Raw genomic sequence first — 13119 nt, forward strand, 5'->3', positions numbered from 1 at the left:
GGCGGCGGCCGGTTAATCTGTGCCCGCCGACGTGAGAAGCCCGACCTCCCCCTCGCGTCGGTAGGCAGGCCGCTGTTCGATTTCCCCACGCTCGACCCGTCGAGCGGATCGACCGGCCCCGCCGCACGCCCCCGCCGAGAAGGGAACCACGCTGGTGCCTTCCCGAACACCAGAACGGGCGCGCCACGCCAGTCAGCTGGCCGCCCGGCGAGCACGTACCCGGTCGCGCTGGCTGCTCATCGCGCTCGCGGCTGTCGTTGTCGTGGGCGGCGCGTCCGTCGGAGTGGCGATGTGGAACTCCAGTCACGACTCGGCGGTCGACGCCGGCGGCGCGAACAGTGCGGGGAACACCGGCTCGACCTCTGCGGGTGCACCACCGGCGGGGCTGCCGCCAGGACCATCCGTGCTGGCCGAGCCACCCCCCGTTGCTCCCGCCGTGCCGCCCGCCGTCGCGCCGGCACCTGGGGAGAAGACGGCGCCCGAGGGGGCGACCGGGTCGGGCGCGGCGAAGTCTCCGGCGGCAAAGTCACCGGCAGCCAAGTCACCGGCAGCCAAGTCACCGGAAGCGAAGTCACCGGCGGCGAAGTCTCCGGCCGGGGGGTCGGGGTCGTCGAAGTCCTCGGCGGCCGGATCGTCGTCAGGGGCCGCGGTCTCGAAGGCCCCGGGCAAGCAGATCAGGGTCGAACTGACCGGGTACTCCTTCTACGACAACACACCGGCCGGATCAGCCGAGGTCAGCAACCCGATCGTGCACAAGAAGGCCGGCGGTCGGGGCACCTACAGCGACCCGATCACGGTGGCCGTCCCCAGCGAGTCGAGCTTCAAGCCCGGGACCCGCTTCTACCTGCCCTCGGTCAAGCGGTACGCGATCGTCGAGGACTCCGGCGCGAGCTCGTCGGACGGCAACCACCTGGATCTGTGGGTGGACGGCGAGGACGGCTCGGAGAGCGCCGTCGAGGCCTGCATGGACCGGCTCACCGGCAATGCGACCGCGGAGGTCAACCCGCCACCGGGCCGACCGGTGATCGCCAGCCCGATCTTCGCGGGATCCTGCCACCTGCCCAGCGGCTGACCACCCCGGTGCGGCGAGCCGGACCGACCGCCGCTATCGAGTGACCGATTGGGCCGGCCGATAGTGATCTACTTGCCGCCCATGACATCCAGCACCCGCCGCACCGGCGCGGCCAAGACTCCCGTGTCGGTGCGCCTGACCGACGTCCTGGGCAGGCCGGAACTGGAGGCGTGAAATCGCCGACTATGTCCGGCAGTTGAGCCCGAGCCGTTCGACCTGCGCGACGAACTGCTGAAGATGGTCGACCTGATGCTGCACGGCTGCCTGACCCGCGATCCCGACTGACCCGGCGCGCGGAGGCCGCGTTGGTCAGTGTTGGCAGTGCCCGGCGGGCGGCACGTCGAGCGTCGGGTTGCCGTTGAAGAACCCCGAGGGCTTCAGCGCGAAACCGCAGGTGTCCACCGGCATCACCGGCCAGTCCTCGAGCCGGGGGAAGTGGGTCATGCCGAAGGTGTGCCAGACCACGATGTCCTCGCCATCGATGTCGCGGTCGGCCGCCGTCCAGGCCGGCAGGCCCGCTCCGCCGGGGTGCTGGTTGACGAAGTCACCCGCAGGGTACTGCTCGTCGCGCCGGTACGGGGTGACCCAGAGGTGCTTGGTCGTGGCGGTCGCCCGCCGGGAGATGTCGCTGTCCTCGTCGGCCAGCAGGGTCGGGCGGCCCTCCGGGATCAGCACGTAGCCGGTCTCGCCGCCGAGCCGGTTCCGCGCCGTCGGGTTGACGATGCGCCACACCCGGCCGGCGCCGGTGTCGGCCAGGCGGGCGGCATCCGACTCGCGCTCCAGCCGCCGCACGCTCTGGGTGAAGCCGTTGCCGTGTGGGTTCTCCGCGCCGACCGGCACCCGCACCGCCTCGAGCTCGTCGACCGCGTTGGTGACCCCGTCGATCTCGGTGTCCAGCCGGGCGACGAACAGGTGCTGGTGATACGGCGCGCCGAGGCCCGGCGCGAGCTGCGAGGCGTAGCCGTACCCGTCACCGGGGTAGCCGGATGTGAACACCACGCCGGTGGCCTTGACCTGCAGCTCGATGGTGCCGTCGAGGTAGAAGTACCAGTAGAAGCCGTAGTCGTAGTTGCCGACGGTGGTGAAGAAGGAGACCACCAGGCGGCGCTGCCGGCGGCTGTCCGACGAGCCGGTGAACGAGTCGGTGTGCTTCCAGAGGATGCCGGCGTCCTCCTCGTGGATGCAGATCGCCTGTGGCACGACCCTGGGCCTGCCGTCACCGTCGGCCAGCACCACGTCGAGGTAGGTGATGTCGCCGAGGCAGTCGCAGCCCAGCTCGAGGGAGTTGGCGTAGGAGCCGAGCAGGTACTCGCCGCAGTCGAAGAAGTTCTGGAACCAGCGGTTCGGCCTCGGGTCGGCGTACGGCACCACCATCTCGGCGACCGAGGCGCGGTAGAGCAGCGGCCGCCGCCGGCCCCGGTCGGCGATGGAGACGTCGCGGATGATCAGGCCCTCGCGGGCGTCGAACCCCACCCTCAGCTGCCAGCCCAGCCACGACAGCTGGTTGCCGTCCAGGGTGAAACTCGGCCCGTCCGGTTGGGTGATCTCGATCGGCCGCATGCCGGACCGGGTCGGTCCGATGAAGGCGGGGTCGTGGAAGTTCGCGTCCTCGTCTGGCACCGGCAGGACCGCGTCGTCCACCACGTCGTCCACCACGTCGATCACCTCGCGGGTGATGACGTCCACATAGGCGGTGACCCCGTCGACCGGGTGAGCCCACGGCAGGTCGTTCTTCGACTTCTGGACGAAGGTGAACACCCGCTGCAGGCGGCGCCCGCGCTCGTCCGCGTTGCCCGGTGCACCGGCGGACAGTGGCTGGGCGCGCAGTACCGACAGGTCGGTGAGCCCGCGTCGGGCCATCGCCGCGAGCCAGCGCGGGTCCGCGTGCACGATCTCCTCGACGATCTCGAACTCCAGCCCGATGACCGGGACGCCCCCGTCGACGGCGGGGTCCAGCTCGCGGGCCGACACCACCCGTGAGTCGGAGGTCGAGACGACCACATCGTGCGAGCGCCCGGTCGCGGTGTCGATCAACATCACCCGGAGCTGCCGGCTGACGCGGTCGCCGGGGGAGTGCGCCGCCACCGCCGACTTCTCCGGCTCGTCCAGACCGACGTAGGCGAACTTGGTGCTCGCGGCGACGAGGCCGGCGTCCACCAGGATCCGCCGGCAGTCGACGATCTCACTCTCGCTGATCACGTCCAACGGGTGCGACTGGGCCACCCTCGGTCCGAGGTCAGTGCTCATGCTGTGGCTCCTCGTGGGTCCGTGCGGAGGGGGCTGGTTCAGTGGGCCGGTTCGGTGGTGGCGGGGGAGACCGAGGGCGCCTCCTCGCTGAAATCCATCACCGGCGGCCGGCGCCGGAAGCCGTGGGTGAGGTAGACGAGGTAGGCGAACCCGACGGCCAGCCAGCAGATGCCGATGACGAAGGTCGTCCGGGACAGGCTGGTCCACAGCCACAGGCTGAGCACGAACCCGATCGCCGGCGCGAGCCCGTACTTCAGTAACGCCGAGGAGGACCGCTCGCCGCCGTCGAGCAGGAAGTGCTTGATCACCGCGAGGTTGACGAAGGTAAAGGCGATCAGTGCACCGAAACTGATCATCGAGGAGGCGGTGTCCAGGCTGATGACCAATGCCAGCAGGCCGACCGCGCCGACCAAAAGGGCGTTCAAATACGGGGTCTGGAACCTGCGGTGCAGCGCGCCGAACACCCGCCTCGGCAGCATCTCGTCGCGGCCCATGGCGTAGAGGATGCGCGCGACGCTCACCTGCGAGGTCATCGCCGAGGCGAAGCTGCCCGCGATGAACGCCGCGGTGAACAGTGCCGCGAGCACCGCGCCGCCGGCGCGCTCCATGACGTCCAGGGTGCCCGCGTCGGCGCTGGAGAAGTGCTGCCAGTCGGGGAACACCAGGCCACCGGCGTAGGCGACGACCACGAAGGTGATCCCGCCGATCAGCGTGGTCAGCATGATGGCCCGGGGGATCGACTTCGACGGTTGCCTGGCCTCCTCGGAGAGCGTGGACACCGCGTCGAAGCCGAGGAACGCCAGGCACAGGATGGCGGAGCCCGCCGCGATGTCGGACAGGTGCGTCGAGGAGGAGAACAGCGGGGCCAGCGGGTCGATCGGGGCGCCCGCCTGGGAGAGGTGGTGGACGCAGGCGATCACGAAGATCACCACGAAGACGAACTGTGCACCGACCAGGACAAAGTTGAGGTTGGCGACCACGTTCACGCCGACCACGTTGAGCGCGGTGACGACGAGGGCCGCGGCCAGTACCCACACCCAGGCCGGCACGGCGGGGAACTGGGCGTTCAGGTAGATGCCGATGACCAGGTAGTTCAGCAGCGGCAGGAAGAGGTAGTCGAGCAGCAGCGCCCAGCCGGCGAGGAAGCCGAGGTGGCCGCCGAAGTTCTTCAGCGTGTAGGTGTACGCGGAGCCCGCCGCCGGATACACCCGGGACAGGTTGGCGTAGCTGTAGGCGGTGAACAGCATCGCCACCGTGGTGACCAGGTAGGCGCCGGCCAGGTGCCCGCCGGTGGTCACGGTCACCAGGCCGTAGGTGGTGAACACCGCGAGCGGCAGCATGTACGCCAGCCCGAACAGCAGTACCGAACCGGTGCCGAGCACCCGCCGCAACCGCACGCCGTCGTCCTGCCCGGTTCGTCCCGTCGGTTGGTCCATCTTGCGCTCCCTGGAGGTCGGTGGCGGCGGTGTCTGTGTCCCGGGCGTGCCCCGGCATCTGGATGCCAGCGGTGGGGTCGGCACGGGCGCCGCGACGGGTGGTCTGTGGGCGGGACCGATCTTGGAAAGCGCTTTCCGAGGTTCCCGCAATGTACGCGGCGGCACAGCGCCGCGCAAGAACTTGACGGGGAGTATCGGAGCGCGGTTCCGATCAGCGCCTGGTTGGGGCTCCGGTTGTGTGGGCGCGTGCGCGGCAGGGTGGGGGATAGCGGTTGCCGGTGTTGCGTATCCCTACGCAGAGCAGCTCTGCGTAGGCATACGCAACACCGCTAGCCGTGCACGCTCCGGGCGTGGGCGTGGGCGTGGGCGTGGGCGTGGGCGTGGGCGTGTCGCGCTGTCGCGCTCGGTCCGCTGTTACCGAGCTGCACACGGTGCAGGTTTGCTGGCTGCGAAACCTGCCTCCTGTGCAGCTCGGTAACAACAGGCGTTGTCCGCGCCGCTGCCACCGTTCGCCCTGCGCGCACCCCACCGGGGCTGCTGCGGCGTTCCCCGGCCGCGGTCGCACAGGCCGCGTCGGGGCGGCACAGACCCTGCACCGTCTGTGCCGCCGGTACCTGGTCTGTGCGACCCGGGTGCCGCGGCCGGCACGCGGTCTGTGCGGCCCGGGTGGCGCCGGCACGCGGTCTGTGCGACCCGGTACCGCAGCCGGTACGGCGTAACTCAGGCCCGCCGGAGCACGGTGCGGGTGCCGTCCAGGTGTTGGCGCAGGTGCTCGTCGAGCCGGTCGGCGTCGCCCGCTTCGAGGCCCTCGACCAGGTCGGCGTGTTCCCGCACGATGCGGCGGCCGCGGTCCGGGTCCCGCACGAGGGCGCCGATGCCCATGCGCAGCTGCCGGTCCCGCAGTGACTGGTACAGCTCGAGCAGGATCGGGTTCCCGGCCTCGGTGACGATGATCTGGTGGAAAGTGCGGTCCGCGTCCACGAAGGCCCGTTCGTCACCGGTGGCCAGGCGTGCCTCCTGATCGGCCAGCACCTCGCGCAGCTGGGTGGTGACGGCGGTTCTGGTCTCATCCGGGCGTCGCAGGATCTTGCGCAGGGCGTGGCCCTCGATCAGCTCGCGGGCCTCGAGCACCGACTCGATCTCGTGCGCGGACACCGGCACCACGAGGGCGCCGCGCTTCGGGAACAGTCGCAGCAGTCCCTCGGCCTCCAGCAGCAGGAACGCCTCGCGCACCGGGGTGCGACTCATCCGCAGGGCATCGGCCACCGCGCCCTCGCTGATCAGCTCCCCGCCCGGGAAGCGACCGTCCAGTACGCCGTCCTTGGTGTAGCGGTAGGCCCGGTCCTTCGCGGTCGGCGTGTCGCGGGTCATGCGTTTCCCCCGTTGCCCGAAGTCGGCCGTCACCCTACGGTATTCAACATAGATGCAAGTTGTATCTAAGGAGCGGAGCGGCGATGACAACGACGGAGCAGCTGTCGGCGTTCGATCTCGACCCGACCGTGGCGGCGCCGGTGGTGGACGTGTCCCGGTTCGGGTTCGAAGGCCCGCTGGACGAGGCGGCGGCGGAGTACGCGCGGGACGCCCGGTTCTTCGAGTACACGAAAGCCGCCAACCCGCTGGCCACCGGCACGATCAGCGCGGTCCCGGCGACCCGGTTCGGCGCCGAGCTGTACGCCGACGGCCCGACCCGGCGCGTGCCCCTCGACATCGCCGCGCAGCTGGGTATCGACTCCGGGCCGGCCACCAGCCCCGGGCTGTTGGCCAGCTTCCTGCGGATCCGCGCCGGCGAGTCGTACGACACCGCGCCGAATGCGACCTCCGAGCTCTACTACGTGTTGCGCGGACGCGGGTACTCCCGGCTCGGCGACCGCGCGGTGCGCTGGGAGAAGGGCGACTTCCTGACCCTGCCGGCCGGCACGGTCGCCAGCCATCGCGCGGAGTCCGACGCCGCGCTGTACTGGGTGACCGACGAGCCGTTGCTGCGCCACCTCGGGGCGACCGCCACGCGGCCCCGGTTCCGGCCCACGAAGTTCGGCCGGGAGGCGGCGACCGCGGAGCTGCGTCGGATCGCGGAGCAGCCCGGCGCGAACGAGAAGAACCGGGTGAGCGTGCTGCTGGCCAACGCCGAGGAGGAGCAGACTCTCACGATCACCCATGTGCTATGGGCGATGCTCGGGCTGCTGCCGGCCGCGCAGGTGCAGCGACCGCACCGCCACCAGTCCGTGGCGCTGGACCTGATCCTGGACTGCCAGCCCGGCTGCTACACCGTGCTCGGTGACCGCCTCGACGAGCGCGGCGAGATCGTGAACCCGCGCCGGGTGGACTGGGAGCCGGGCGGCGCGTTCATCACCCCGCCGGGTATGTGGCACTCGCACGTCAACGAGTCCGGCGCCGACGCGCACCTGGTCCCGGTGCAGGATGCGGGCCTGCAGACCTACCTCCGCGCGCTGGACATCCGGTTCACCGACCGCCGCTAGGCACGTCGGTAGCCGCTGGTAGATGCCGGTAGCCGCCGGTAGAGAGCTGACCGGATCCGTCCGCATCGCGCCCCGATCCGGCCTGGCGGACCCACCCCGGACGGCCGCAGAATTCCGGTATGACCCGTGCGCTTCTCGTCATCGACGTCCAGGAGTCGTTCCGCCGCCGGCCGAACTGGCAGGCGATCAGCAACCCGCGGATCGCCGAGCGGGTCGGCCGGCTCGTCGAGGCCGCCCGCGCCGCAGGCGAGCTCGTCATCTGGATCCTGCACTCGGAGCCCGGCTCCGGGACGGTCCTCGACCCCGAGGGCGGCTACGTCCGGCCGATGGGCGACCTGCATCCGCTGCCGGGCGAACCGCTGCTGGTCAAGACGTCGATCAATGCGTTCACCACGACGAACCTGCACCAGCAGCTCACCCAGCGGGGTGTGCGCGAGGTCGTCATCTGCGGGATCCGGACCGAGCAGTGCTGCGAGACGACGGCCCGGGTGGCCTGCGACCTCGGTTTCGACGTCACCTTCGTCACGGACGCGACGGCGACCTCGGCGATCCCCAGGCTGCTGTTCACCGAGGACGACCGGGTGGTGACCTCGGCGGGCATCGCCAGCGGGATCGACCTGGCGCTGCACCTGGTCGCGGTGCGGCACGGTGTCGCGGCGGCGGCCCGCGTCGCCCGGTCGATGGTGGTCTACGCGCGCCGCAACGGCGACTCCGCGCAGGCCAGCGCGATGCTGCGACACCGTGCGCACCTCAACGACTGCGTGCACCGCGCCCAGGACCTCATCGATGCCGGCTTCGACCGCCCGCTGCCGCTGTCCGAGCTGGCCGGTGCCGCCGGCGTCAGCGAGCGCACCCTGACCCGGCTGTTCAATCGGGCGACCGGGACCACGCCGCTGCGCTACCAGCAGGCCCTGCGGCTGGAGCGGGCCGAGCACCTGATCGCCCAGGGCACGACCGTGGAGTCCGCCGCCCGGGTTGTCGGTTTCGAGGACGCCCGGATGCTCCGCCGGCTGCGCGCCGCGCCAGGACAGCCTGACTGACCTACCGCTCGAGGAACGGCCGGACCGCGGGCAGCAGGTCGGCGCGCCGCATCAGGTCCATGTGCGTGCAGTTCGGCAGCACCGCCAGGTGGGCGTTCGGGATCAGGTCGTGGATGGCGGCGGCGTGCTCGACCCGGACGAAGTCGCGGTCGCCGATGACGAGCAGGGTGGGCGCGGTGAGCGCCCGCAGCTGCTCGTCCGACCAGCCCCGGAAGCCCACGACCGTCGGTTGGAGCCTCTCCAGGAAGGCCTCGAAGTGGTCGGGGTCGGGGGCGACCGCGGCGTACGCCCGCTGCATCTCGGCGAAGTGGGCCTCGGTCGGCAGCAGCGGGGAGTCCTGTCGCGGATCGAAGATCTCGGGGTGGTAGCCGTCGGGGCGGAAGTGCGTGGCCACCAGCACCAGCCGGTCCACCCGCCCCGGGTGCCGTACCGCCAGCTCGGTCGCGACCAGGCCGCCGAGGCTGTAGCCGAGGATGTCGGCGCGTTCGAGGCCGAGGTGGTCCATCAGCGCGACCACGTCGTCCGCCAGCACATCCAGCCGCGGCGCCCGGTCGATGTCCTCGGTGTGTCCGTGGCCCTGCAGTTCGACGCCGATGGCCTGGTGCTGTTCGGTCAGGGCGGGCAGCACCGCGCCGAAGGACAGGTCGATGGTGAGCATCCCGCCGTGCAGCAGGATCAGTGGACGCCCGCTGCCGTGCACCTCGTAGTACATCCGTAGGCCGTTGACGGTGGCGTATGCGCCCTGGGTCCCGGTGGTGGTCACTCTTGATCCTGCCTCTCGCGGTGGTCGTTCGGTTCACAGGGCAGACTCGCCGACCGCGTAGGACTCATCGGCCGGACCGGGATCGAGTGTCCAGGTCCACCAGACCCGGTGTTCGTCGGCACGGTCGTTAGGTATCCGGCGCCGTGGACGGGATGATGCGCTGATGGGGCTGCGTCGGGTTCGAATTGGTTGCGATTTCACCTACGTGGCTGAGGTGGATACGCCGGTGATCTTCCAAGTGCAGCCGATCGAGTCACGGCGGATCGCGCTCGAGGGCGAGCGGTGGTCCTCGGACCCCGCGATCGACGTCCGCGGCTACACCGATCTGTACGGCAACCCGTGCGTGCGCGCGGTGCTGCAGGCCGGTCGGTCGAGCTTCAGCTACGACGCGGTGGCGATGTGCCCGGACGCGACCGAGGACGTCGACGAGGAGGCACCCGAGTGCCTGCCGGACGCGCTGCCGGACGCCACCCTGCTCTACATCCTGCCCAGCCGCTACTGCCTACCCGACGTGCTCGGGAACGAGGCATGGTCCCGGTTCGGCGGGATGGCGCCGGGCTACCGGCGGGTCCAGGCGATCTGCCAGCACGTCCATGACCACCTGACGTTCCAGTACGGCAGCACGAACGCGTGGACGACGGCCGCCGACGTGAACATGTCCCGACTCGGCGTGTGCCGGGACTTCACCCAGCTGGCGATCTCGTTCTGCCGGGCGCTGAACATCCCCGCGCGCTACGTGTTCGGGTACCTGCCCGACCTCGATGTCCCGGTCGATCCGAACCCGATGGACTTCGCGGCCTGGATGGAGGTGTGGCTGGGGGACCGCTGGTGGACCTTCGATCCGCGCAACAACATCCCCCGCAAGGGGCGCGTGGTGATCGGACGCGGCCGGGATGCCTCGGACGTGGCGATGGCGACCACGTTCGGCGGGCCGTACCTGGAGACGATGGTGGTGCGCTCCGAGGAGGAGCTCGGCTCCTGAGTACGGACCCGGGCGGGCCGGTCAGGCGGTGGCCGGGGCCAACCGGACGATCATTTTGCCGGTGTTCTCGCCACGCAGCAGCCCGATGAACGCGGACACGGCGTTGTCCAGGCCGTCGACGACCGTCTCCCGCACGTGCAGCTGACCGGTCCGCAGCCACTCGCCGACCGTCGCGGCGAACTCCGGCTGCAGGTCGGCGTGGTCGATGACGATGAAGCCACGCAGCGTCAGCCGCCGCCCGACCGCGAGGCTCAGGTTCCGGGGCCCGGCGGGCCGCTCGGTGGCGTTGTAGCCGGAGATCGAGCCGCACAGCGCCACCCGGCCGTGCATGTTGAGGTTGCCGATCGCGGCCTCGAGGTGCTCGCCGCCGACGTTGTCGAAATAGACGTCGATGCCGTCCGGCGCCGCCGCGCGCAGCTGGTCCTGGACCGGGCCCTCGTGGTAGTTGAACGCCGCGTCGAAGCCCAGCTCGTCGGTGACGAACGCGACCTTGGCGGCCGAGCCGGCGCTGCCGATCACCCGTTTGGCCCCGCGCAGGCGGGCGAACTGGCCGACCAGCCCGCCGACCGCGCCGGCCGCCCCGGACACGAACACCGTGTCGCCGGCGCGGAACTCGCCGGTCCGGAACAGGCCGCCGAACGCGGTGAGGCCGGGCATGCCGAGCGCGCCCAGGTAGAGCGACTCGGAGACGCCCTCGACCCGCTCGAGCCGCCGTACCGCGTCCCCTGCGAGCAGCGCGTGGTCGCGCCAGCCGGCGTCGTGCAGCACCAGGTCGCCGACCGCGAGCCCGTCGACCCCACTGGCCAGCACCTCGCCGACCGCGCCGCCCCGCGCCGGCTCGTCGAGCTGCCAGGGCGGCGCGTAGGACGGCACGTCGTTCATCCGGCCCCGCATGTACGGGTCGACCGACATGACCAGGTTGCGCACCAGGACCTCGCCGGCGCCCGGGTCGGCCAGCTCCGTGCTGACCAGACGGAAGTCCGAGGGGACCGGTTCGCCGGTGGGGCGGGCGGCCAGGTGGATCTCGCGGGCGGTGGTTGGCACGCTGGTGAACTCCTCGATGAGGTGGGTGTTGAGGTCAGGTGTCCCGGTTCCGATCCTGCCCGATCCGCCGGTGCCGCGGGACGGGCAGATCTCGGCGCACGGTCAGCGGGCCGCGACCCGGGTCTGGGCGAGCAGTCCCGCCGCGGCCGCCACGATGATCACAGCGCCGTAGCCGAGGACCGTGCTGCCCAGGCCGATCGGGGCGACGAGCAGGCCGGCGATGATCGTGGGAATGCCGAACGCGAGGTAGGCGACCAGGAAGATGGCCGCGAACAGCCCGGCGCGGTGGTGCGGCTCGACCAGCGGGGTGATGGTGCGCAGCGCGCCGGAGAAGGAGGCACCGAAGCCGACGCCGCCGACGATGCCGCCGACCCAGACCAGCGGCAGGACACCGGCGGCCACCCCACCCACGATGACCGCGGTGCCGGCCAGCACGGTCACGCCGCCGACCAGGGTGGTGTGCCGAGGTGTCAGCCGCCCGAGCCAGAAGCCGGCGAGCGCCGCGGCGCCCGGCTCGAGGAACGCGGTCGCCCCGTTGAGCAGGCCGCTGTCGAGGTGGAAGATGTCCCGGATGATCGTCGGCACCAGGCCCATGAACAGCCCGGCGAGCATCCACGAGCCGATGTGCACGGGCACCGCGGCGGCGAACTCGCGGCGCGCGACCTTCGGGACCGAGACCTGGGGGATGAGGGAGCGGCCGGCACCCGGGCGGGGTGTCGCGGTCTCGGTGGAGAAGACGGTCACGGCGGTGCCCAGCACCATGACCGCGGCGAGGGTGGCGAACACGACCAGGTTCGCGTCCCTGGTGAACTGCACCGCCGCGCCGGTCAGCAGCGCGCCGAGGCCGAGTCCGCCGGCCGGTGCGATGCCGCCGACGATGGTGCCCAGCTTCTTGTGCCGCTCGGGGGCGAGCTCGACGACCGAGGCGGTGAAGGCGCTGCTGGCCGCGCCGGTTGCGATGCCCTGGACGATGCGCGCCGCGATCACCCACCCGATGTCGGGCGCGAACACGAACATGACCATCGCCGCGAGCTCCACCAGCAGGGACACCACCAGAACCGGGCGACGGCCGAGATAGTCCGATAGTGAGCCGACCACCAGGAGGGCGCCGAGCAGCCCGAGCGCGTACGCCGCGAAGGCGATCGTGAGCACCGACGACGGGAATCCCCACTGGCGCTCGAACACCACCAGGAGCGGCGTGGGGGCGCCGGCGGCGAGGTAGAGGGCGGCGAAGGCGAGGGACGCCCCGGCGAAGGCCGCCGTGGGAGGCAGGGTGCGGCGGGCGCGGGGCGGGTCGGCGGTGGTGAGTGGGCTGGCCATCGCGGGCTCGCACGTGGCGCCGGCTGCGGACATCGGTGGCTCCTTCTAAAGCAAAGGGCTTTGCGTTAACGAACGTACGCGCCAGGGTGCTAAAAGCAAAGGGATTTGCGTTAGGCTGTGAGCATGGCCTCGAACACAGCTCCGGCACGGCGCACCGGCGGTCGCAGCGCGGCCGTCCTGACGTCGATCAAGAACGCCGTCGAGGAGCTGGTGAAGGAACGTGGCAGCGAGCGCGTGACCATCCCGATGGTGGCCGAGCGGGCCGGGGTGAACCCGACCAGCATCTACCGCCGCTGGGGTGACCTGCCCACGATGATCAACGACATTGCCACCTACCGGCTCGACCCCACGCGCACGATCCCGGACAGCGGTGACCTGCGGGCCGATCTGACCGAGTGGGCGCGCGGGATCATCACGCACTACCGCAAGCCGGTGAACGCCGCCCTGCTGCGCGGGGGCGCCGCCTCGGCCGGCGAGAGTGAGTCGGACTGCCTGCGCAACCGGCGGGGCGAGGCGGCCATGCTGGTGCGGCGCGCCGGTGCGGACAGTCCGGTGACCGGCGACGAGGTCATCGACCACCTGGTCGCCCCGATCATCTACCGGGTCATCTTCCTGCCCTGGACACTGACCGAGGACACCGTCCCGGTGCTGGTGGACCACCTGTTCCGGGGGCGCTGAACCCCGACCGCGGCGGTGCGGGTTACGCCGTCATCGCGGCGACGACCTTGTCCGCGAGCC

The 13119-nt window shown here is 71.1% G+C and carries 11 protein-coding genes; 5 read left to right on the plus strand and 6 right to left on the minus strand.

The window, feature by feature from the left end; genetic code table 11:
• Positions 1-289: 289 nt before the first annotated feature.
• Positions 290-1072: a hypothetical protein gene (locus ACTXG6_RS25300; protein ID WP_445181862.1), complete on the plus strand. Its 783-nt coding sequence runs from the start codon at positions 290-292 to the stop codon at positions 1070-1072.
• Positions 1073-1381: 309 nt separating this feature from the next.
• Here the strand turns inward: ACTXG6_RS25300 and ACTXG6_RS25305 are convergent, their stop codons facing one another.
• From ACTXG6_RS25305 to ACTXG6_RS25315, 3 genes are all read right to left on the minus strand, one after another.
• Complete coding sequence (locus ACTXG6_RS25305) at positions 1382-3319, minus strand: primary-amine oxidase (protein WP_445181863.1); 1938 nt, start codon at positions 3317-3319, stop codon at positions 1382-1384.
• 38 nt (positions 3320-3357) lie between these two features.
• The gene (locus ACTXG6_RS25310; protein ID WP_445181864.1) at positions 3358-4755 is read right to left on the minus strand and encodes an APC family permease; all 1398 of its coding nucleotides are present in this window, start codon (positions 4753-4755) and stop codon (positions 3358-3360) included.
• 720 nt (positions 4756-5475) lie between these two features.
• Positions 5476-6126 (minus strand): GntR family transcriptional regulator, encoded by a 651-nt coding sequence (locus ACTXG6_RS25315; RefSeq protein ID WP_445181865.1) that lies wholly within the window; start codon positions 6124-6126, stop codon positions 5476-5478.
• 83 nt (positions 6127-6209) lie between these two features.
• Here ACTXG6_RS25315 and ACTXG6_RS25320 point away from each other — a divergent pair, with 83 nt between their 5' ends.
• Together ACTXG6_RS25320 and ACTXG6_RS25325 are read left to right on the plus strand one after the other, a co-directional pair.
• The gene (locus ACTXG6_RS25320; protein ID WP_445181866.1) at positions 6210-7232 is read left to right on the plus strand and encodes a cupin domain-containing protein; all 1023 of its coding nucleotides are present in this window, start codon (positions 6210-6212) and stop codon (positions 7230-7232) included.
• 119 nt (positions 7233-7351) lie between these two features.
• Complete coding sequence (locus ACTXG6_RS25325; protein WP_445181867.1) at positions 7352-8272, plus strand: isochorismatase family protein; 921 nt, start codon at positions 7352-7354, stop codon at positions 8270-8272.
• 1 nt (position 8273) lies between these two features.
• Here the strand turns inward: ACTXG6_RS25325 and ACTXG6_RS25330 are convergent, their stop codons facing one another.
• Positions 8274-9035 carry an alpha/beta fold hydrolase gene (locus tag ACTXG6_RS25330; RefSeq protein ID WP_445181868.1) on the minus strand — a complete coding sequence of 254 codons (762 nt, stop codon included), beginning with the start codon at positions 9033-9035 and terminating at the stop codon, positions 8274-8276.
• Between the two features lie 226 nt (positions 9036-9261).
• Between ACTXG6_RS25330 and ACTXG6_RS25335 the strand changes: the two genes are divergently transcribed.
• Positions 9262-10017 (plus strand): transglutaminase-like domain-containing protein, encoded by a 756-nt coding sequence (locus ACTXG6_RS25335; RefSeq protein WP_445181869.1) that lies wholly within the window; start codon positions 9262-9264, stop codon positions 10015-10017.
• A gap of 21 nt (positions 10018-10038) precedes the next feature.
• Here ACTXG6_RS25335 and ACTXG6_RS25340 read toward each other — a convergent pair whose 3' ends face one another.
• Entirely contained in the window at positions 10039-11061 is a 1023-nt protein-coding gene (locus ACTXG6_RS25340; protein WP_445181870.1) for an NADP-dependent oxidoreductase, read from the minus strand.
• A 102-nt stretch (positions 11062-11163) separates the two neighbouring features.
• Positions 11164-12414: an MFS transporter gene (locus tag ACTXG6_RS25345; RefSeq protein WP_445181871.1), complete on the minus strand. Its 1251-nt coding sequence runs from the start codon at positions 12412-12414 to the stop codon at positions 11164-11166.
• A 90-nt stretch (positions 12415-12504) separates the two neighbouring features.
• On the opposite strand from ACTXG6_RS25345, the gene ACTXG6_RS25350 reads away from it, so the two are divergent.
• Entirely contained in the window at positions 12505-13059 is a 555-nt protein-coding gene (locus ACTXG6_RS25350) for a TetR/AcrR family transcriptional regulator (protein ID WP_445181872.1), read from the plus strand.
• The last annotated feature ends 60 nt before the right edge of the window (positions 13060-13119 follow it).

The sequence above is a fragment of the Pseudonocardia sp. Cha107L01 genome (assembly GCF_052566575.1).